The organism is Bordetella tumbae (genome assembly GCF_965139195.1).
Taxonomy (GTDB): domain Bacteria; phylum Pseudomonadota; class Gammaproteobacteria; order Burkholderiales; family Burkholderiaceae_B; genus Bordetella_A; species Bordetella_A tumbae.
This window is the reverse complement of record NZ_CBCSJH010000044.1, coordinates 1-19,546: the sequence shown is the minus strand read 5'-3', so window position 1 is coordinate 19,546 and position 19,546 is coordinate 1. Positions and strand designations below refer to the sequence as shown.

The window sequence follows — 19,546 nt, the reverse complement described above, 5'->3', positions numbered from 1 at the left end:
CCGCCATCCTTCCCGCACACCCATCCCCCCGAAAAATCAAGTTTCCTTCTTACGCTTGGACGTCTTGACACGATCCAGCGCTAAAGTCTGCTGCGCATGCTCGGTGAGCCGAGTCAAGGCACGCTCGAAGATCTCTCGTTCTGCCGGACTCAAGACTGACAACAAAGCCTCATTGCGCTCCACCGCCTTGGGAAAGACCTTGCGATAGAGATTCTTGCCTTTAGTCGTCAGGCTCAGCTGTACACCGCGGCCGTCGTTCTCATCCGAACCACGCCGCAGCAAACCGCGCTCGATCATTAATGACACCGCCCGGCTCGCCAGGCTTTTGTCGATATTGACCTCTCTGGCCAGTCCCTGCAGCGACATCGGTGCGTAAGCTCCCAGCATGCCCAGAATCCGCCACTCTCGCGGATCCAGATCAAAATCACGCTGGTTCGATTCGGCTGCCAGGCGGCTCCAGTGGTTGGCCAGCATATTCAGGCGAAACGAGACCAGTTCCTTGAAGTGACTCGCGACAGTGGGCGCGGATTCAGGCGAGGGGGCGTCGGTATTAGGCATGGGCGCAAGTATAAAAAATCCCGGTCAACAGTGAAAGAAGCACCGACCGCCGCAATCAATCCCGGTGGTTCAACGCATTGCGCAGCGGATTGAGCCCACTGCGTGCCACACGCCCTTGCAGCTCTCGTCCCAGCGCGGCTTCGCAAGCCTCCACCGTCTCCAGCAAGGCATCGATGTTCACACCGGTTTTCACCCCCATGTTTTCGAATAGATCGATCAGGTCTTCGCTAACGACATTACCGGTGTGTCCGCCGCCATATTTCACCTTGACCGGATGGCCACCCACGCCGCCAATGGCGCAGTCGAAATGGCGCACATTCTGATCCAGCGCCGCCACATAATTGACCAGGCCGGTGCCGCGCGTATCGTGAAAATGCGCGATAGGATGCACATCCGGATAAGCATTGCGCATACGGCGAAACAGGTCTGCCGTCGTCCGCGGTGTGGCAGTGCCCGTGGTATCGCCCAGGGCGATATGGCGTACCCCCGCGTCTCGAAATCGCCCCACATCGGCCAGCACACTTTCTGGATCGACGCGCCCTTCGAATGGACAGCCAAAGGCCATGGAGATCGTGCCGATCAAACGGAAACGGTCTGCAGCAGCTGCCGCCATCTCGGCAACGTTACGCCATTGGTCGGCCCGGCTGCGTGCCAGGTTTTTCTGCGAATGCGTGTCGGTGGCAGATACCAGCAAGCTGATCTCGTTCGCACCAAAACCTGCCTCGGCATCGGCCAATGCACGCTCAACCGCGCGCATGTTGGCACACGTGGCTTTATAAAAGACCCCGGGTTTGCGCGGCAGCGCCTGCAGCATGGCCGACGCATCGGCAAACTGCGGAATCACCTTGGGGTTGGAATAGGACGTCGCCTCGACGCGGGCGAACCCCAGTTCAGCAAAGCGAGTGACCAAATCCACCTTGGCCGAGGTCGCCAAGTGATTTGGTTCATGCTGCAGCCCATCGCGGGCAAAGCATTCGCATAGCACGACATCGCGGCCGTCGTCTTCAAGCGTGAACGCATCGATTGTCATGAAGCCACCGTATCCGAACGAATATTCCACAGCTCGATGGCGTGCTCGCGCAGCTTGTTTTTCTGAACCTTGCTGCTGCCCGTCATGCCGATATGCTCAAACGTATCAACCTGAGCAATATATCTAGGCACCTTGAAATTGGCGCATCGTGCCTTGCACCATGCTACCAACTCATCGTTGGTCGCTTGCTGCCCCGGCTTGAGCAAAATGAATGCGCCAGTCACCTCACCCAACCGGGCATCGGGCACACCGATCACCTGCGCCTGCCGGACGGCAGGATGCGCATGCAGAACCTCCTCGACCTCTGCCGGCGCGACATTTTCCCCACCGACACGGTACATGTCCTTCAGACGACCCACCATGCGCATTCGACCATCGGCGCGCTGCTCTCCCAGGTCGCCTGTGCGCAACCACCCATCGGCAGTAAACGCCTTGGCAGTCGCCTCGGGCATGTTGTAGTAGCCACGCATCACGTTCCAGCCGCGAACCTGGATTTCTCCTTGGCTGGCGCCAGGCGCCAGCACAGCCCCCGTTTCTGCATCTGCAATGCGTACCGCAACACCCGGATGAGGCAACATGAAGCCATCGCGGCGCAATGCGAAATCGTCGGTTTTGTCGCTGACGAGCACGTTAGGCGAAGCCTCGGACTGACCATAGGCATTGCAGACATACGGCACGTTCATTACATCGCGGATTTTCTGCATGACTTCCGGCCCCGCGGCCGCCCACCCACCGGTCAAGTGCAATCGCGCCGGATCGAAATCTTCGTGGCCCATCAACATCAGGAAAATCGTGTCATTGCCAGAGGTCAACGTACAACGCTCTGTGTCCAGCACACGCAAAGCCTCAGCCACGTCGAACTTGGGCATGCTCAGCAGACAGCAACCCGACACCAGCGACACAAGCACCGACAAGGTACTGCCGGCCACATGGAAGAACGGACGAATGCTGAAATAGCGGTCCTCTTCACACACGCCCATGCGCCTGGCGACGCTCGCCGCATCACCGAGCATGTTCGCATGGCTCAACATCACCCCTTTGGGAAATGACGTCGTACCGGAGGTGTACTGAATCAGCAGCACATCGTCGGGCACAACGCGAGCCATCATCGGATCGATCTCTTCGTCGGAAATTTTCTCGGCCGCTGATAAGAATGCGTCGTAAGACACAGCGCCAGCAGGAACGCCCGCACCGCCTACGGTGACGACACGAGCCAGCGCAGGCAACACCGCACCCGGCAATTTCTCGTCGATCGCGGGCTCCACCTGGCGCAGCACCCCTGTGAAATCGATACCCAAGAAACTGTCTGCATAGATCAGCAGCTTGACGTTCGATTGCTGCAGGCAAAACAAGAGCTCTTCGGCCTTGAAGCGCGTATTGACGGGAACAGTCACGGCCCCGATGGAGGCGCAAGCAAAAAACGCCGCGATCCAGCCGCCGGAGTTGCCCAGCATCAGCCCGACATGATCGCCTTTTTTGATCCCGGCAGCGTACAGTGCCTTTGCGATACGGCGGCTATCGACCGCAAGGGCCGACCAGACATGACGCTCACCCGGCCCCACATAAGCCTCATGATCGCCCCGGCCGGCCACCGTCTCTCGCAGCACCTGCGACAGCGTTGTGGGCACCGGAATCCCTGCATCATCCAGCAATCGCATCGTCTTCAACCTTTCTTGCCAAAATTCTCGATGGCTTTTTTCCAATCGCTATGGCGCAGGTTTTCCTGAATCGCCAATAGCTCGATCGCCATCGCTCCCTCGCGCGTAGTCTCCAGACCGTTATCGATGCTGCGCTTGGTCAGTTTCACCGTCAACGGATTTGCGGCGGCAATTTGCGTGGCCATCTCCGTCACCCGCATATCAAATGTCTCTGCATCAAACACATGGTTGACCAGGCCCAATTGTGCGGCCTCGCTGGCGTCGACGAGCCGGCCAGTGAACAAGAGCTCCTTTGCCATGCGCCGCCCCACAATGCGCGGCAAACGCTGCGTCGCACCTACCGTTCCCCAGCCCACTTCGGGATACTTGAAAACGGCGGCAGGGCTGGCCAGCACAAAATCACACGCTGCCGCAATCTCGCAACCCGATCCGAACGCCGGGCCATGCACCGCCGCGATAACGGGTTTGGACACCGCCTCGATCGCAGCATAGGCGGTAAAGCCATTGACGCGCCGCGCCACCATCTCGGCAGGACTCATGCCCTGGCGTTCCTTGAGATCGGCTCCGGCGCAGAATGCGACGCCTTCGCCACGGATGACGACGACCCGTACCTCGCTGTCGTTTTCGAGCGCTTCGCACGCGGCCGTCAACTCCTGGCACATCGCGACGTTCAAAGCGTTGCGGCTATCTGGGCGCGCCAACCACAGCGTGGCTACGCCTTCGGTGATTGCCAAACGTAATGTGGTGAATTCCGGATAAGTCTGCATAGTCAAAGCTACCTTGGATCTCAGTTCTGCAATTTCATGCCAGTAACGCGCACGAGCTCGGCCAGCCGCTGCCCATCCGCGCGGATGTATTCGGTCGCCTGCGCCTTTAGCTGAGGCATGGTTTCGGCATTCTGGATGGCCAGCGTCTTTTGAAACTCGGGCTTGGCCTGTACCGTCTGCAAGGCTGTCGCGAGCTTGTCCACCACCGCAGCCGGCGTCTTGGCAGGTACTGCCAGCGAATACCAGCTGCCCATTTCCAGATCAGGCAGCCCCGCCTGCGCAAAAATCGGTACATCGGGCAAGTCCGCCAGGCGCTTGCTGCCACCATAAGCCAGCGCACGCAAACGGCCGGATTTGATCAATGGCAATACGGCAGAGACGTTCAAAAAACCGGCTTGCACGACGCCGGCCACCATATCATTGGCGGCTGGCGCAGCGCCCTTGTAGGGCACGTGCATCAGATCGACGCCAGCGGCCTTCTTGAACATCTCACCGCCGATATGCGGTGAACTGCCCATCCCTGCCGAACCATAACTGATCTTTCCTGGTTCGGCCTTGGCCAAGGCAATGAATTCCTGCACGGTTTTAGCAGGCACCGACGGATGCACCGTCAGCACATTCGGCACATTGGCCACCATGCCAATGAACTCGAAATCCGTAACGCCGTCATAAGGCACGTGAGTGGCCAGTGGCGTCACCGTGTGAGCGGCAGCCGTTCCCAACAGCAAGGTGTAGCCATCGGGTGCGGCTTTGGCGACATAGGCAGCGCCGATCGAGGCTCCACCGCCCGCCTTGTTTTCAACGATGATGGATTGGCCAAGGACATCACCCAGCTCTTTAGCCAACGCGCGGCCCAGCAAATCTGCCGGCCCTCCGACGGCATACGGATTGACCAGGGTAATAGGGCGGGATGGGTAGTTGTCTTGCGCCATGGCAGCCGGCGTCACTACACCCATGGAAAAAAGCAGTAATGCGTTTTTCAACAAGCGAATACTTTTTCTCATCATTGTCTCCTTGTCTGGAAAAGCTCAGATCGCACCCTCGGCGTGCAAGCGTTGAATCTCCGCATCGCTGAGCGACAGCTTTTCGTGCAGGATGTCGTGGGTGTGTTCACCCAGCATGGGCGGGCGCGTGACGCTGGGATCGTCGAACCCGTCAAAGCGAAACGGAATTTTCAGGCCATGAAAACGGCCGATTTGCGGATGCGGATACTCGACCACCATGCCCCGCGCAGCCACGTGCTCGTTGCCGAGCACTTCGTCGACCTGCAAAATAGGGCCAGCCGGCACGCCCACCGCGTCGCAACGGCGGCATAGCTCATCTCGATCCAGCCGGCTGATCGCTGCTTGCAAGCCTGCCATCACCTCCTCGCGGCGCGCCAGGCGGCCGGCATTTTTCGTGAGCCCGGCATCGCTGGCCCAGTCTTCCAGACCTAGCAAATTGCACAAGGGCACCCAATGTTGATCGCTGCCGGTAATCTGCACCCATTTGCCATCGCCGCAGACAAATGCCGCTGACGGGATGCGCCCAGGATGTTCCGTGCCGAGACGCTCGGGGACTTCTGCAAGGGCGAACCAGCGTGCGGCGGCAAGCGACAACAAGCCCACCTGGCCATCGAACATCGAAAAATCCACATGACTGCCTTTGCCCGTCTTGTCGCGTCCTGCCAGCGCGGTCAGCACAGCAATCGTCACCCAGAGTCCGGAACTCAAATCCGCCACAGGCAAGCCGGGTTTGACTGGACCGCCGCCGCGCTCGCCTGTCAGGCTCATGATGCCCGCCATTGCTTGAAATACGGTGTCGTAGCCTTTGCGATTGGCATAGGGCCCCGTCATGCCAAAGCCTGTGCAACTGACGTAGATCAATTGCTCGTTGACAGCACGCAGCGCCGCATAGTCCAGGCCATACTTGCTCAAGGTCCCGACGGGGAAGTTCTCTAGCACTACGTCCGCCTGCGTCGCTAACTGACGCACGATGTCCTGCCCCTGAGGAGATCGCAGGTTGACCGTGATAGAACGTTTGCTGCGATTGAAGGCGAGATAGTAGGCCGACACCGCTGCCGTGTCGCCCTGCACCATGGGTTCGAACGATCGAGTTTCATCGCCAGTCTTTGGCTGCTCGACCTTGATGACCTCCGCACCCAACTCCGCGAGTATCATCGACGCGAACGGGCATGCCAGTACGCGCGACAGATCCAGAATGGTGATTCCTTCGAGTGGCCTCATTTCACGCCCCCTTGGCCTTGCGAAAGCCTCGCATCATCACGTTGGCGTCGCGCCCGATCTCCAGTGCCGGCGCCAGCGCCAGATCGGCCACCCGGTGAAAGCTCCGTTTGGTCGTTGCCATGGCGATGGGGCTCCAGCCGGCGATCGTGCTGGCCAATGCCAAAGCCACATCGAGCACCTGTGCATCAGGAACCACGCGATTGCATAGCCCCATCGCTTTCGCAGCATGGCCATCCAGCGGCTCGGCTAAAGCCACCAATTCGAAAGCCTGTTTACGCCCGACCTGCCGGACCAGATTCGCCATCACCACGGCAGCCACAATGCCATGCTTCAGTTCCGGATAACCGAATCGCACAGTCTCGGACATCACTGAGAGATCGCAGGCGATGGCGAGGCCTGCGCCGCCACCCAATGCGTTGCCGCGCACAGCCGAAATGACGGGTTTGTTCATCTGCGAGAAAACGAGATGCAGTGCCGTAGTCAAATCCGCGCGCGCGGTCACGGCCTGAGGGTCCTCTGGTGTCAGTGCCGAAAACTCGGTCGTGTCCGCGCCGGCGCAGAACGATTTTCCGGCACCCGTCAGCACCACCGCATTGATGGCAGGGTCGCTATCTGCCGCGCGCAGGCTATCCAGCAATGCCTGCGTCAATGCCGTATTCAAGGCGTTATGTTTTTCCGGACGATTCATCGTCAAAATGCGAACTGCGCCGCGGTCTTCGATGAGCAGGTGTTCCATCATGGTTTGGTATCTCGTGTTATCAACAAGAAAGGCCTGACATGCCGTCAGCCCCTCAGATCCATCTCGTGCAGCCGGGCAGTGGCCTGCCTGAGCTCTTGAGCCAATTGCTCGACCACCTCGGCGGCCGGTCGAATACTGGAAATGAGGCCGGCCGACTGTCCGAGCTCGACCTTTCCCCATTCGATGTCGCCATCCAGGGCCGCCTGCTTGAGCGTGCTTTTCTTGAATAGCGCGTCGTAGTTTTCTTGAGGCATCTGTTCGCGTTCGGCGTCGAATACCGCTTGTGCAAAGGCGTTGCGTATTCCTCTGACGGGCAGGCCTCTGCGTCCGATCAGTGCGGTGTCATGCACGTCGGCTGCCAGTACGGCCGCTTTGTAGCGTTCGTGTACGCCGGCCTCCTGCGTGAGCAGAAACCTCGTCCCCAACTGCACGGCGTCGGCCCCTAACGCGAGCAACGCCGCAATGCCCCAGCCGTCGGCAACGCCTCCACCCGCGATAACGGGAACGGAGACCTCTTGCAGGACGCGGCGCACAGTGACGAGCGTACTGACCTCATTGGCCGGCGGATGTCCGCCCGCCTCGCCGCCTACAACCACCAAGGCATCGACGCCCGCATCGGCCGCCTTTTTGGCATGCTCGAGCGTCGACACCACTTGAATCCACACCGCACCGTATTCCCGGAATCGCGGCAAATGCGCTTTCGGGCCGCCCTGAGAAGCAATCACCACGGGCACACGGCGCGCAGCCATGGCATCCAGTAGCTCGGCAGCCTGAGGTCGATACAGCGGAATATTGACCGCATACGGCTTGTCAGTCGCCGCCGCCAGAGCGTCCAACGTACGGCTGAAATCGTCTACCCGCAGCGGCCCCGCAGCTAGCACTCCGAGCGCACCGGCATTGGACACGGCAGCGGGCAACGCAACATTTGACGACGCCCAGCTCATCCCTGCCTGCACGATGGGGTGCCTGATACCTAACAAATTCGTAATACGGGTAGCCATGAAAATTTCGCCAGACCAAAACTAGTTGATAATTTAAACTACTTTAAAAATCACAACAAGATCAAGCCTGAAAAATAATTTGAATTTTTCTATCCATACTTGCCAATGAAAAAACCATAATTGATTGACATGTGAAACTAATTAGTGGATAAAATCAACTTTATAGAGAAAACAAAAAACAAAGTTTTCCACACCCTCACAAGGCCCTGGAACCTCATCATGAATGCCCCTAGCCCCGCCCCTGGCGAATCGATGATCATTGAGTCGGCCACATACACTCCATGCTTGCAACGCCAGGAAGATCCCTCGTGGAGATTCTCCCGAGGAGGCATCCCGCAGATCCTAGGCTGGATCGTGACCCTCACATCGCGTTCAGGAGAACAAGGCTGGGGACATGTACTCACCACCCCGATAGCCAATCCGGATGCAGCCCGCACAGAAAGCGCGCTCAAAGCGGCATTACCGCTCGTCGTAGGGCATCGCCCGCTGGACCAACAACAGTTGCATGCAGTACTGGCAGAATCCTGCCGCGACCTGCCTTGCATTCAGTCAGGCATCACCTCCGCCGCATTGGAACTGGCCGCACGTTGTCTGAGGGTGCCCTTGCATGCGCTATTGGGAGGCACAGTCCGCCATCGCATCCCGGCCACCAGACTGATTCCGATCAAGTCACCAGAGCTCATGGCAACCGAAGCCCTGCAATTGCAAAGCCAGGGATATCTCGGCCTGAAACTCAAGCTCAATGGCGAAGCTGACACCGACATTGCTCGCGTACGCGCCGTTCGCGCAGCCGTAGGGGCCGACTTGTTGCTCACTGTTGATGCCAATCAGGCTTACGACGCCGACACCGCAATCGAGGTCTGCCGTGCCTTGTCCGAACAACAGGTCACGCTCATGGAACAGCCTGTGCCCGCCGCAGACCGCGATGGCCTGCGGCGTATTACACAAAGCGGCGTGATGCGTATCGAAGCCGATGAAGCCATCGGCTCGTTGCGTGGTTTGGTCGAACTCATCGCCATGGGGGCTGCGCACTCGTACAACTTGAAGGTGCCTTATATGGGCGGCCTGCGCAACACGCTGACTGCCGCACGGCTGTGCGAAGCGGCAGGTGTTCAGTGCCGGCTCGGCGCCATTTTCGGCCCTCGCCTGGCATCGGCTCAGGCGGCCCATCTGGCCGCTGGTCTGCAATCCATAGAAGGCGGAGCCGAGATTGCCGAATCCGAACATTTGCTGGACGACCCATTTGCCGGATTCGACGCTCAGGACGGTCACGTTCTGGTCTCGGACAGCCATGGCAGTGGCGTCAGCCTGCGTGCCCGATAGCAGCTAAATACACAGGAGATGGGAGATGATCACCAAAAAAATAGGCAGCAGAAAGCGACGCAGCCTGCTGCAAGGACTGGCCGCGCTGTCCATGGCGCCGGCCATCGCTGGCAAATCCAGTTGGGCAAGAGAGCCCTATCCCTCGCGTGCGCTGCGCATCGTTGTTCCTTATCCACCTGGCGCAATCAATGATGTGCTGGCGCGCCATTGGCGAACGTTTGACCGCATCGATGGGCAAGGCTGTCATCGTAGAGAACAAACCCGGCGGCAATACCCTGATCGGCACGCAATTTGTCGCCAAATCCGACCCGGATGGCTACACGCTGCTGCAAGTCCCCGCCGCGCATGCCATCAATGCGGCGCTACAACGCCGTTTGCCCTATGACCCAGTCAAGGATTTCAGCTTTATCACCCTGGCTGCCCGGGCGCCCTTTTTGCTGGTCGTCAGCAACGATTCACCGATCAATTCCGTACAAGATCTAGTAGCTGCCGCAAAGAAAGCCCCCGACGCCATCAGCTTTGCCTCATCCGGTACTGGTGGTAATGCGCACCTGATGGGAGAACTGCTCAATAACGTGGCGGACATCCAGATGCTGCACGTACCATACAAAGGCACGGCCGCTGCGATCAATGACATCATTGGCGGTCAAGTCCAATGCACATTCAGCACCTACTCGGGTGCAGCGGCGGCCATCCAGGCGGATCGATTAAAAGTATTGGCGGTGACCAGTGCAAAACGGGCGCCCGTCTTTCCCGATATCCCTACGATTGCCGAATCTGGGTACTCGAGTTACGACGTCGTGGGATGGTGGGGATTCGCAGTGGCGGCCGGAACGCCAACCGTCATCATCGACAGGCTGCACGACGAAATCATACAAGCCTGCAATACGCCGGCCTTGAAAGAAAGACTGGCTGCCGATGCCGTTGAACTCGTGGGCAGTACGCCCGAGGAATTCATAGCCTATCTGAACAAGGACATCGCATTATGGCGTGACCTGAGTCAGAAGGCGCGTATCACGTTGGAGTGAAGAAAGGCGCTGGGGGTGATTGAAGTGGTACGAAACCTACTAAAACCACCCGTGCCAGCGACGAGCAATTAATGCAGAATCTGACTCAAGAAATGCTGCGTACGCTCGTTCTGCGGATTATCAAAGAACTGATCCGGACTATTCTGCTCGATGATTTCACCACGGTCCATAAAGATGACCCGATCAGCGACCTTGCGCGCGAACGTCATTTCGTGCGTCACGCACAGCATGGTCATGCCGCTTTCCTGAGCCAGCGTCACCATCACATCCAGCACCTCTTTCACCATTTCCGGATCCAGCGCCGAAGTCGGCTCATCAAACAGCATGATCTTGGGGCTCATGCACAAGGAACGCGCAATCGCCACACGCTGTTGCTGGCCGCCTGAAAGCTGACCCGGATACTTATTGGCCTGCTCCGGAATACGAACACGCTCCAGATATTTCATGGCCGTAGCCTCAGCCTCGGCACGTGATTTCTTGAGCACCCAGGTCGGACCCAGCGTCAGGTTTTCCAGCACAGTCAAATGCGGAAACAGATTGAAGTGCTGAAACACCATGCCGACATCGCGGCGTATGGTTTCGATCTGCTTCAGGTCATTGGTCAACTCAGTGCCATCGACAATGATCTGACCTTGCTGGTGCTCTTCCAGACGATTGATGCAGCGAATCATCGTCGATTTACCCGAGCCCGACGGACCGCAGATCACAATACGTTCGCCTGGCGTCACATCCAGATTGATATTGCGCAGCACGTGGAACTGACCGTACCACTTGTTCACGTTCTGCAAGCGGATGATGGCATCACTCATGCCTGTACTCCCAAAAGGTGCGCCTGCCCGAGCCGCCGTGAGCGGTCTCGGGCCAGGCAGCTATCGTTTCTGTCCGGCCGCCAAACGCGTTTCCAGACGTTGACTGTATTTCGACATCGAAAAGCAGAACACGAAATAGATCAGTGATATGAATACGTAGGCCTCAATCCCGAAGCCGCGCCATGCCGCATCCGACAGCGCAGCCTTGGCAGCCAGCGTCAGATCGAAAATACCGATGATCACGACCAACGACGTGTCTTTGAACAACGCGATAAAGATGCTGACCAAAGGCGGAATCACAATACGCAACGCCTGCGGCAAGATGATCTTGCGCATTTGCTGCCAGTAGTTCAGCCCCAGCGAGTCGGCGCCCTCATATTGCCCCTTGGGAATGGCCTGCAAGCCGCCCCGCACGGTCTCGGCGATATAGGCTGCCGCGAACATGATGATGGCAATCTGCGCACGCAACAACTTGTCGATGGAAAAGCCCACCGGCAAGAACAGCGGCAACATGACCGAAGACATGAACAACAGGCTGATCAGCGGCACGCCGCGAATCAACTCGATGTACACGACGCACAGGGCCTTGATGGCCGGCATTTTCGATTTGCGGCCCAGGGCCAGCAACACGCCCAGCGGGAAAGCAAAAGCAATACCGAAAGTCGAAAGGATCAAGGTCAGCGGCAAGCCGCCCCACAACGAGTTCTCGACGTAGGTCAGCCCAAACACACCGCCCCACATCAGCAGCGCCACAGCCGTCAGGCCGACCACCCAGATCAGCGCCAGGCGTGCGTTCCAGAAACGGCGCAAGCCGCTGCACACGATGACAGCAATCAAGATGATGGTGGCGATCAGAGGCCGCCATTGTTCATCGTAGGGATAGGTGCCAAACAGGATCAGCCGATGCTTTTCGGCAATGAAGGCCCAGCATGCGCCCGCGGCCTTGCGGCATTCCTGCGCAGTCGACGAGGTGAAGTCCGCCTGCAAGAATGCCCAATCGACCAACGCTGGCACCGCCATGATCAGTATCCAAGCCGTCAACACGGTGGCCAGGATGCTCAAGGGCGACGAGAACAGGCGTTCTTTCCACGTAGGCCACAGGCCCACCTGGTTTTTGGGCGGAGGCAGACCTTCGCTGGGGATAGGCGTAGTCGTACTCATATCAACGCTCCACCAGCGCAATGCGCTTGTTGTACCAGTTCATGAAAATCGAGATCGACAGGCTGACCGTCAGATAGGCCGCCATGATGATCAAGATGCCCTCGATCGCCTGGCCCGTCTGATTCATCATAGTGTTGACCACCGACACGATATCCGGGTAACCGATTGCCACGGCCAGCGAGCTGTTCTTGGTCAAGTTCAGGTACTGGCTGGTCATCGGCGGGATGATCACGCGCAACGCCTGCGGCAATACCACCAGACGCAGCACTCGGGAACGGCGCAGGCCCAACGAGCCGGCAGCCTCCCACTGGCCATGGTTCACCGCCTGGATACCCGAGCGCACGACTTCTGCGATAAAGGCAGCGGTGTAGATCACCAGGCCCGCGAGCAAGGCGGCAAATTCAGGCGACAGCGTCAAGCCGCCGCTGAAGTTGAACCCCTTGAGCTCCGGCATATTCAATGACAGCGACGCGCCGCTGACAAGCCAGCCCAGTATCGGCAAGCCGATGAACAGTGCCAGTGCGGCACGTCCCAAGGGGAAAATCCGGCCGGTGGCCTCTTGGCGTTTCTTGCCCCAGTGCGCCACCAGAATCGTGCCGACAATCGCCAGTGCCAGACCGCCGAGTATCCAGTCCATGGAGCTGCCTTCCAGACCGGGCACCTTCAGGCCACGGTTGGAAATAAACACCCCAGGCAATGGGTTGTATGCCTGGCGCGGACCGGGCATGTTTTCGGTAATCAGCGCGTACCAGAAAAACAGCTGCAACAGCAGCGGTACGTTACGCATCACCTCGACATAGACCGAGCAGACTTTGGCGATCAACCAGTTTTTGGACAAGCGGCCCACGCCGATGAGCGTGCCCAGAATTGTCGCAAAGATAATGCCCAGCACCGCAGCGCGCAGGGTATTGAGCAGGCCTATCCAAATGGCGCGGCCATACGTGTCTGCAGGACTATAGGCGACCGGAGTCTCGCCGATCGCGAATCCAGCCTCTCGATCGAGAAAACCAAAACCAGTTGAAATATTGCGTACCTGCAGATTATGCAGAGTATTAGAGACCAGGAACCACACGGCCCAGGCAACGAGGGCCAGCGCGACAACCTGATAGACCACGGCGCGCACACCGGGATCGTTCCAGCTGAGGCGGCGCTTGGGCGCGGCCACTGGAGCTTTTGGGTTGTTTGTCGTCATGAAAAGCTTCTACAGAAGTCAAAACAGGAATGGCCTGGAACCCGCCGCAGGCCACCTCACTCCTGCCGTCCGCATCGTGCGGACATCAAGGCAAGACGGGATGATCCCGTCTTGCCCGGCAGCGATGCTTAGCGCACCGGCCAACCGTACATAATGCCGCCGTTCTTGTACGAAGCATTCAAGCCGCGTTCAAGTTTCATGGGGCTGTTCATCCCGAGCGTGCGCTCAAAGCTTTCGCCGTAGTTACCGACTTGCTTGATGATGTTGTAGGCCCACTTGTCGTCCACACCCAGGTTCTTGCCCATGCCCGGGGTCACACCCAGGATGCGTTGAATATTGGGGTTGGAATTCTTGGTCATTTCGTCGACGTTCTTGGACGTAATGCCATACTCTTCGGCTTCGATCATGGCGTTCAGCGTCCAACGAACGACGTTGAACCATTGCTCGTCGCCCTGGCGCACCATGGGACCAAGCGGCTCTTTCGAGAAGTCTTCCGGCAAGATGACGTAATTGTCGGGTTTTTCAAGCGTGGTGCGGCTCGATGCCAATTGCGACTTGTCGGTCGTGAAGGCGTCGCAGCGGCCAGCCGAGAAAGCGCGGATGATTTCGTCGTACTTGTCGATCACGACCGGTTTGAACTCGATCTTTTCGCCACGGAACCAGTCGGCCAGGTTGAGCTCGGTGGTGGTGCCAGGCTGAACGCAAACGGTGGCGCCGTTCAGTTCTTTCGCGCTCTTGACGCCCAGTTCTTTGGACACCATCACGCCTTGGCTGTCGTAGTAGTTCACGCCAGCGCCAATCAGGCCCAGGGTGGTATCACGCGTCAGCGTTTGCGTCGTATTACGAGTCAATACATCGACCTCGCCTGACTGCAGTGCAGTAAAACGCTGCTGCGTATTCAGCGGGGTGACTTTGAATTTGGTCGCGTCATTGAACATCGTGGCTGCGACGGCGCGGCACATATCGATGTCGATCCCTTGCCATTGCCCTTTGCTGTCGGCCATGGAGAAACCAGAAATCCCCGTGGACACGCCGCACTGGACGAAACCTTTCTTTTTGACGCTATCAAAAGTGGCCCCCGCATGCGCGGTCGCCGCAGTGGCTAATAATGCAGCAGCCACCGCGGCTAATTTTAGTGCTTTCATTTGGATCTCCTGTAAGAAACGCTTGCTTGCAACGTAATCCGGCAATTCAAGCATCGCCGGGGATGGTAGCGGCTGGAGATATTCGGGGACATGGGGGAAATCCCTCGACAAGTTGAGCAAAAAAAAGGGACGCAAGAAATATGCAACAAGCGTGACACGTCCCACTAACCGGAATACACACGGTACTATTGCTGCTTCATCCTTTCTTGCCGCCATGATCGAATTCCAGCACGTTTTCAAATCGTATGGGCGCGGCCGTAACATCCTGGCCGACATCAATTTCCGCGTAACCGCCGGCGAGTTCCTGTTTGTCTCAGGAGCGTCGGGCGCGGGCAAATCCACCTTGCTGAAACTGATCGGCGGGCTGGAGCCTGCCAGCCGGGGCTCGATCCAGGTCAACGGCCAGCGTCTGGACCAGCTCTCGGCACGCGCACGGCCCTATCTGCGACGTGCCGTGGGCGTGATCCTGCAAGACACTCACTTGCTGTTTGATCGCAGCGCTCTGCAAAACGTCATGCTTCCCCTGGCAGTCACCGGTCAGGCACACGGGCCTGCCAGTGCGCGCGCCCGCGCCGCCCTGGACAAGGTCGGCCTGGCAGGTAAAGAAGATATGAATCCGATCGAACTCTCTGGCGGCGAACAGCAACGCCTGGCGATCGCGCGCGCTATCGTGAACCGGCCTGCGATTCTGATTGCGGACGAACCGACGGCAAACCTGGACCAGGATACGGCGCGACGCATTCTGAATGTGTTTCGCGACTTCAATCGCGTCGGCGTCACGACGCTGATTGCTTCACACGATCAGGCCCTGATGGCGCAATACGCCACCCGCACCCTGCGGCTGGAACCCGGCAAATTTTTTGATTCGGGAGCCCGCGAATGAAATCCTGGTTGCGATTGCATCGCTATGCGCTGATAGTCACCTTGCGCCGATTGGCGGCGCAGCCTTTTTCCTCGTTGGCGAATCTGGTAGTCATGGCTCTGGCCTTGGCCTTGCCGCTATTGGGAGCGGCGATTCTGGTCTCTGCCCAGCCTGTCGCCCGCCAAGTGTCGGTGACGCCAGAGGTCACGTTGTTCCTGAAGACATCCGCCCCCGATGGCGCTGCCGCCGCGATTGCGCAACGCATCCGCGACGACAATGCCGATCAGGTGCAAGCAGTACGTGTCGTGCCGCGCGACGAAGCACTGGCCTCGTTGCGCAACGATCCCACTTGGGATCAAGCCCTGGCCGTGTTACCTGGCAATCCGCTGCCGGATGCCGTGGTCGCCACGCTGACCGAGGGCGAGCAACTCGCGGAGCGCGCCAACACGCTCGCCGATACGTGGCAAAAATGGGAACACGTCGATATGGTGCAGTTGGACAGCGCGTGGGTGCAGCGGCTGGAAGCCATTCTGCGTTTTGCGCGCGTGGGCCTGATATTCCTGGCGGCATGTGTCGCGGCAGTTGTGCTGGCAGCCGTCTTCAATACGGTACGCATGCAGGCCATGCTGCAACGAGAGGAGATCGCTGTGGCGCGTCTGGTGGGCGCTACGGAGTCCTTTGTCCGCCGGCCCTTCCTGTATCTGGGCGCCCTGTCTGGTGCGTTGGCGGCCTTGATCGCCATAGGCGCGGCAGCCGCCGCCCTGACTCCGCTGAATAACGCGCTGGTGGGGCTCGCCCGTAGTTATGGGGCAAACTTTGCCCTGCATTTGCCGGGTTTGCCGATACTGGCGATTGCGGTGGTGGGCACGGGTATCCTGGGCGCACTGGCGGCACGCTGGTCAGTGACCCGTAGCACTCGATTTTAATCGGGGACACATTAAAAGACGGCCGTGCCATGAGACCGATTTTTCGCGCTCATGGCAGGGAAATTCGGCACATATTTTTAATTTTCAGTTACATAGAGACAACAAAAGTTTCGCGCGATTCGTTGCGACGAATGTTCTATGACCATGGCTACATAACTCGTATATATAGTCAGGCCTTTTTTTAAATCATCCAATTATGTACCCATGCTTCGGCGCCTTTGTGGGCGAAGGCGCTGCTCGGCAGGCCCGGGGTGCGATAATCCCGCGCTATGGATTTCGCCCTTCGCATCGTCGCCTGGCAAGCTAGCCACGGCCGCCACGGACTCCCCTGGCAACATACGCAAGACCCGTATCGGATCTGGCTGTCAGAGATCATGCTGCAGCAAACGCAGGTCACGACGGTCATTCCGTACTATCAGCGTTTTCTGGAACGGTTCCCCGACATTGCAACGCTGGCGGCTGCCGACCAGGAAGCGGTCATGCCGTATTGGGCGGGCCTCGGATACTACGCACGCGCGCGCAACCTGCACCGTTGCGCGCAAACCATCATGAACGACTGGGGCGGACGCTTTCCNCCCACGGCCGAGCAGATCGCCACGCTGCCGGGCATAGGCCGATCCACGGCAGCCGCGATTGCAGCCTTTGCGTATGGAGAGCGGTCCCCCATCCTGGACGGTAACGTCAAGCGTGTATTCACGCGGCATTTCGGTGTCGAGGGAGAGCCCACACGGCGTGAAGTCGAACAGCGTTTGTGGGAACTGGCAGATGCGCAAGTCGCTGAGGCGCCCGGCCTGAACATGGCGACCTATACCCAAGGCTTGATGGACTTGGGCGCCACACTATGCACGCGCGGCAAGCCCGACTGTACACGCTGCCCTGTATCCGAGACCTGTATCGCGCGCCGTGATGGGCGCCAGAGCGAACTCCCCACCCCCAAGGCCCGCAAAGCCATCCCCGAACGCCAGACCGGCATGCTGGTACTGCAACGCGATGGTGCAATTTTGCTGGAACAACGGCCGTCGCCGGGTATCTGGGGTGGACTGTGGAGCTTGCCGGAATTCGACGTGGGCGCCGATCCGACCCAGGCCGCACGACAATTGGGTCTGGAGCCCACCCAACGATACGAACTGGCCGCGTTTGCGCATACGTTTACGCATTATCGATTGCATATCAAACCGTGGTATCTGCCCGTGAGCCAGGCTGCGAGCATAGCCGAGCCGACGATGCCGCAGCGCTGGGCGAGCCTGGCGGAGCTGCCATCGCTGGCGCTGCCGGCACCGATACGCAAGCTGTTGGAAGGGCTGCTGGAAGCAGGCTTGCCTGAGTAGGAATTCCAGATTACTCACGCGCCCTTCAACAACATCACCAATTTCAAATCCGGATGCGTCGCCAAGCGAAACGTCGTTTGCTGATAAGCCAGCCGGCCATGACTCGGATGCTGAAACTCGCGTAGACCGCCCTCGCGCTCCACCACGGCGTGCCGTGTCCACCAATGCGCAAACACGTCGCTGTCTCGATTCAGCTCATCGAGCAGCGTCAACACATCCGGCTCATCCAGATGCGCACCCGCATCGGCCCGGAACTCGGCCACGACGCGGCGCGCGCGTTGATCCCAATCCACCACCAACTGACGCGCGGCCGGATCGAGAAAGATATAACGCAATAAATTCGGCTGAGGATCGCGTATGGGCCAATCGTCAAACAGTTCGCTCATCGATGCGTTATGCACCAACACATTCCATGCACGATCGAGCACATAAGCCGGTGCGGTGATTGCATCCACGCACTCACGCAGCAGCCCCGGCGCCTCGCTGCCATCGTCGCGCGGGTGCTGTGGATCCGCGCACTCGGCCAACTCGAACAGGTACGCACGCTCGGCGCGCGCCAACTGCAGCACGCCTGCAATCCGCGCCCACACGGCAGGTGACACGGATACTTCGCGTCCCTGTTCGATCCAGGTGTACCAGGTCACGCTGATCCCGCATAACTGCGCGACCTCTTCGCGTCGCAATCCAGGTGTGCGGCGTCGCATCCCCTCTGGCAACCCGGCCATCTGGGGCGTAATCCGCGCCCGTGCGGCGCGCACGAACTCGCCCAAGGCGTGACGGCGGCGGGTCGAACTGTCAGGTGATGCCGGCAAACCGGCTTGGGGGGAAGCATTCATACCAGGATAAGTAATGGTCTTGTACGCGTATCAACGGACATTTATCTTAACTCCTGGCACGTCATGCCATCTGTCTCAACGCCGTTTTCGGAGTCATTAATGACCCTCTCTGCTTCTCACGACGCCGCTGTCGAGCGTCAGTTCAGTCCACAAGCTGCCGCATATTTGACCAGCTCGGTTCACGCGCAGGGCGAAGACCTGCAACAACTGGCCAGCCTGGCTCGGGGGCAGCCAACGGCTCGTGTCTTGGATCTGGGTTGTGGCGGCGGCCATGTGAGTTTTCTCGTTGCCCCCTTGGTTCAACACGTCACTGCTTACGATCTGTCCCAAGCGATGCTTGATGTGGTCGCCGCCGAAGCTGGCCGCCGCGGATTGCACAACCTGGACACCTGTCAGGGCAAAGCGGAACGTCTGCCATTCGACGATGAGCAGTTCGATCTGTTGCTGTGCCGCTATTCGACCCACCATTGGCAGGACCCCGGACAAGCCATACGCGAAGCAAGACGCGTATTGAAGCCCGGCGGTATCGCAGCCTTTGCAGATGTGGTTTCGCCCGGCGAAGCATTACTCGATACGTGGCTGCAAACGTTCGAAATGCTGCGTGATACTTCGCATGTGCGTAATTATTCGATCGCGGAATGGTCTGCGTTGCTGACGCAGGCGGGTTTTACGCTGCAAAGCACGACATTGCGGCGTTTGCCGCTGGAGTTCTCGTCCTGGGTGGCACGGATGCGTACACCCGAGACGCTCGTGGCCGCATTGCGGGCCCTGCATGCGATTGCGCCGGATGTGGTGCGTGAGCATTTTGAGATTCAGGGTGATGGGTCGTTTACTAGCGATACGGCGACGTTGGTGGTGCGTAAGGGGTGAATGGGCTGCTGGTGTGGTGTTTTGCGTGAGGTTGGAGTTCTTTTGGTCGTCGAGCCGAGGCAATCGGCCCGGCCGGGCTTCACAAAGT

The 19,546-nt window shown here is 58.9% G+C and carries 19 protein-coding genes and 1 pseudogene; 7 read left to right on the top strand and 13 right to left on the bottom strand.

What is annotated here, in order from left to right; genetic code table 11:
* Positions 1 to 36: 36 nt before the first annotated feature.
* The 8 genes from ACNA0J_RS26365 to ACNA0J_RS26330 are packed head-to-tail and all read right to left on the bottom strand — an operon-like array spanning position 37 to position 7,978.
* A complete protein-coding gene (locus ACNA0J_RS26365) occupies positions 37 to 558 on the bottom strand; it encodes a MarR family winged helix-turn-helix transcriptional regulator (RefSeq protein ID WP_415821858.1) in 522 nt (173 codons plus the stop codon).
* Between the two features lie 55 nt (positions 559 to 613).
* Positions 614 to 1,588 carry a hydroxymethylglutaryl-CoA lyase gene (locus ACNA0J_RS26360; RefSeq protein ID WP_415821857.1) on the bottom strand — a complete coding sequence of 325 codons (975 nt, stop codon included), beginning with the start codon at positions 1,586 to 1,588 and terminating at the stop codon, positions 614 to 616.
* Positions 1,585 to 3,246: an AMP-binding protein gene (locus ACNA0J_RS26355; RefSeq protein WP_415821856.1), complete on the bottom strand. Its 1,662-nt coding sequence runs from the start codon at positions 3,244 to 3,246 to the stop codon at positions 1,585 to 1,587. Before ACNA0J_RS26355 ends, ACNA0J_RS26360 begins: the two co-directional genes overlap by 4 nt.
* Positions 3,247 to 3,251: 5 nt before the next feature.
* A complete protein-coding gene (locus tag ACNA0J_RS26350; protein WP_415821855.1) occupies positions 3,252 to 4,013 on the bottom strand; it encodes an enoyl-CoA hydratase/isomerase family protein in 762 nt (253 codons plus the stop codon).
* Positions 4,014 to 4,033: 20 nt separating this feature from the next.
* The gene (locus ACNA0J_RS26345) at positions 4,034 to 5,017 is read right to left on the bottom strand and encodes a Bug family tripartite tricarboxylate transporter substrate binding protein (protein WP_415821854.1); all 984 of its coding nucleotides are present in this window, start codon (positions 5,015 to 5,017) and stop codon (positions 4,034 to 4,036) included.
* 24 nt (positions 5,018 to 5,041) lie between these two features.
* On the bottom strand, positions 5,042 to 6,238 hold the full coding sequence (locus tag ACNA0J_RS26340; RefSeq protein ID WP_415821853.1) for a CaiB/BaiF CoA transferase family protein: 1,197 nt from the start codon (positions 6,236 to 6,238) through the stop codon (positions 5,042 to 5,044).
* 1 nt (position 6,239) lies between these two features.
* Positions 6,240 to 6,977, bottom strand: a complete 738-nt coding sequence (locus ACNA0J_RS26335; protein ID WP_415821852.1) for an enoyl-CoA hydratase/isomerase family protein — start codon at positions 6,975 to 6,977, stop codon at positions 6,240 to 6,242.
* A gap of 44 nt (positions 6,978 to 7,021) precedes the next feature.
* Entirely contained in the window at positions 7,022 to 7,978 is a 957-nt protein-coding gene (locus tag ACNA0J_RS26330; RefSeq protein ID WP_415821851.1) for an NAD(P)H-dependent flavin oxidoreductase, read from the bottom strand.
* Positions 7,979 to 8,197: 219 nt separating this feature from the next.
* On the opposite strand from ACNA0J_RS26330, the gene ACNA0J_RS26325 reads away from it, so the two are divergent.
* A complete protein-coding gene (locus ACNA0J_RS26325) occupies positions 8,198 to 9,301 on the top strand; it encodes a mandelate racemase/muconate lactonizing enzyme family protein (protein ID WP_415821850.1) in 1,104 nt (367 codons plus the stop codon).
* 188 nt (positions 9,302 to 9,489) lie between these two features.
* Positions 9,490 to 10,329, top strand: coding sequence for a tripartite tricarboxylate transporter substrate binding protein (locus tag ACNA0J_RS26320; protein ID WP_415821849.1), 840 nt, complete (start codon positions 9,490 to 9,492; stop codon positions 10,327 to 10,329).
* Positions 10,330 to 10,397: 68 nt separating this feature from the next.
* Here ACNA0J_RS26320 and ACNA0J_RS26315 read toward each other — a convergent pair whose 3' ends face one another.
* The 4 genes from ACNA0J_RS26315 to ACNA0J_RS26300 form a co-directional block, all read right to left on the bottom strand.
* Positions 10,398 to 11,138 (bottom strand): amino acid ABC transporter ATP-binding protein, encoded by a 741-nt coding sequence (locus ACNA0J_RS26315; protein WP_415808803.1) that lies wholly within the window; start codon positions 11,136 to 11,138, stop codon positions 10,398 to 10,400.
* Between the two features lie 60 nt (positions 11,139 to 11,198).
* Complete coding sequence (locus ACNA0J_RS26310) at positions 11,199 to 12,299, bottom strand: amino acid ABC transporter permease (RefSeq protein WP_415821848.1); 1,101 nt, start codon at positions 12,297 to 12,299, stop codon at positions 11,199 to 11,201.
* 1 nt (position 12,300) lies between these two features.
* Positions 12,301 to 13,491 (bottom strand): amino acid ABC transporter permease, encoded by a 1,191-nt coding sequence (locus ACNA0J_RS26305; RefSeq protein ID WP_415821847.1) that lies wholly within the window; start codon positions 13,489 to 13,491, stop codon positions 12,301 to 12,303.
* A 128-nt stretch (positions 13,492 to 13,619) separates the two neighbouring features.
* On the bottom strand, positions 13,620 to 14,636 hold the full coding sequence (locus tag ACNA0J_RS26300; protein ID WP_415821846.1) for an amino acid ABC transporter substrate-binding protein: 1,017 nt from the start codon (positions 14,634 to 14,636) through the stop codon (positions 13,620 to 13,622).
* A gap of 214 nt (positions 14,637 to 14,850) precedes the next feature.
* On the opposite strand from ACNA0J_RS26300, the gene ACNA0J_RS26295 reads away from it, so the two are divergent.
* The 4 genes and pseudogenes from ACNA0J_RS26295 to ACNA0J_RS26280 all read left to right on the top strand — a co-directional run.
* Positions 14,851 to 15,519 carry a cell division ATP-binding protein FtsE gene (locus tag ACNA0J_RS26295; protein WP_415821875.1) on the top strand — a complete coding sequence of 223 codons (669 nt, stop codon included), beginning with the start codon at positions 14,851 to 14,853 and terminating at the stop codon, positions 15,517 to 15,519.
* Entirely contained in the window at positions 15,516 to 16,424 is a 909-nt protein-coding gene (locus tag ACNA0J_RS26290) for a cell division protein FtsX (protein WP_415821845.1), read from the top strand. Before ACNA0J_RS26295 ends, ACNA0J_RS26290 begins: the two co-directional genes overlap by 4 nt.
* Positions 16,425 to 16,693: 269 nt before the next feature.
* Positions 16,694 to 16,998: pseudogene (locus tag ACNA0J_RS26285) on the top strand (A/G-specific adenine glycosylase); the annotation flags it as partial.
* A gap of 1 nt (position 16,999) precedes the next feature.
* Positions 17,000 to 17,752, top strand: a 753-nt coding sequence (locus ACNA0J_RS26280; RefSeq protein ID WP_415821844.1) for an A/G-specific adenine glycosylase, incomplete at its 5' end; no start/stop codon positions are given.
* A 14-nt stretch (positions 17,753 to 17,766) separates the two neighbouring features.
* On the opposite strand, the gene ACNA0J_RS26275 is transcribed toward ACNA0J_RS26280, so the two are convergent.
* Entirely contained in the window at positions 17,767 to 18,588 is an 822-nt protein-coding gene (locus ACNA0J_RS26275) for a helix-turn-helix transcriptional regulator (protein ID WP_415821843.1), read from the bottom strand.
* A 99-nt stretch (positions 18,589 to 18,687) separates the two neighbouring features.
* Here ACNA0J_RS26275 and ACNA0J_RS26270 point away from each other — a divergent pair, with 99 nt between their 5' ends.
* Positions 18,688 to 19,458 (top strand): class I SAM-dependent methyltransferase, encoded by a 771-nt coding sequence (locus ACNA0J_RS26270; protein WP_415821842.1) that lies wholly within the window; start codon positions 18,688 to 18,690, stop codon positions 19,456 to 19,458.
* Positions 19,459 to 19,546: the final 88 nt, after the last annotated feature.

Coding starts and splice junctions, on each gene's coding strand:
- ACNA0J_RS26295 (WP_415821875.1), top strand. CDS start 14,851: ATGATCGAATTCCAGCACGTTTTCAAATCGTATGGGCGCGGCCGTAAC.
- ACNA0J_RS26290 (WP_415821845.1), top strand. CDS start 15,516: ATGAAATCCTGGTTGCGATTGCATCGCTATGCGCTGATAGTCACCTTG.
- ACNA0J_RS26305 (WP_415821847.1), bottom strand. CDS start 13,491: ATGACGACAAACAACCCAAAAGCTCCAGTGGCCGCGCCCAAGCGCCGC.
- ACNA0J_RS26355 (WP_415821856.1), bottom strand. CDS start 3,246: ATGCGATTGCTGGATGATGCAGGGATTCCGGTGCCCACAACGCTGTCG.
- ACNA0J_RS26270 (WP_415821842.1), top strand. CDS start 18,688: ATGACCCTCTCTGCTTCTCACGACGCCGCTGTCGAGCGTCAGTTCAGT.
- ACNA0J_RS26340 (WP_415821853.1), bottom strand. CDS start 6,238: ATGAGGCCACTCGAAGGAATCACCATTCTGGATCTGTCGCGCGTACTG.
- ACNA0J_RS26330 (WP_415821851.1), bottom strand. CDS start 7,978: ATGGCTACCCGTATTACGAATTTGTTAGGTATCAGGCACCCCATCGTG.
- ACNA0J_RS26360 (WP_415821857.1), bottom strand. CDS start 1,588: ATGACAATCGATGCGTTCACGCTTGAAGACGACGGCCGCGATGTCGTG.
- ACNA0J_RS26365 (WP_415821858.1), bottom strand. CDS start 558: ATGCCTAATACCGACGCCCCCTCGCCTGAATCCGCGCCCACTGTCGCG.
- ACNA0J_RS26315 (WP_415808803.1), bottom strand. CDS start 11,138: ATGAGTGATGCCATCATCCGCTTGCAGAACGTGAACAAGTGGTACGGT.
- ACNA0J_RS26310 (WP_415821848.1), bottom strand. CDS start 12,299: ATGAGTACGACTACGCCTATCCCCAGCGAAGGTCTGCCTCCGCCCAAA.
- ACNA0J_RS26275 (WP_415821843.1), bottom strand. CDS start 18,588: ATGAATGCTTCCCCCCAAGCCGGTTTGCCGGCATCACCTGACAGTTCG.
- ACNA0J_RS26350 (WP_415821855.1), bottom strand. CDS start 4,013: ATGCAGACTTATCCGGAATTCACCACATTACGTTTGGCAATCACCGAA.
- ACNA0J_RS26345 (WP_415821854.1), bottom strand. CDS start 5,017: ATGAGAAAAAGTATTCGCTTGTTGAAAAACGCATTACTGCTTTTTTCC.
- ACNA0J_RS26335 (WP_415821852.1), bottom strand. CDS start 6,977: ATGATGGAACACCTGCTCATCGAAGACCGCGGCGCAGTTCGCATTTTG.
- ACNA0J_RS26300 (WP_415821846.1), bottom strand. CDS start 14,636: ATGAAAGCACTAAAATTAGCCGCGGTGGCTGCTGCATTATTAGCCACT.
- ACNA0J_RS26325 (WP_415821850.1), top strand. CDS start 8,198: ATGAATGCCCCTAGCCCCGCCCCTGGCGAATCGATGATCATTGAGTCG.
- ACNA0J_RS26320 (WP_415821849.1), top strand. CDS start 9,490: ATGATGTGCTGGCGCGCCATTGGCGAACGTTTGACCGCATCGATGGGC.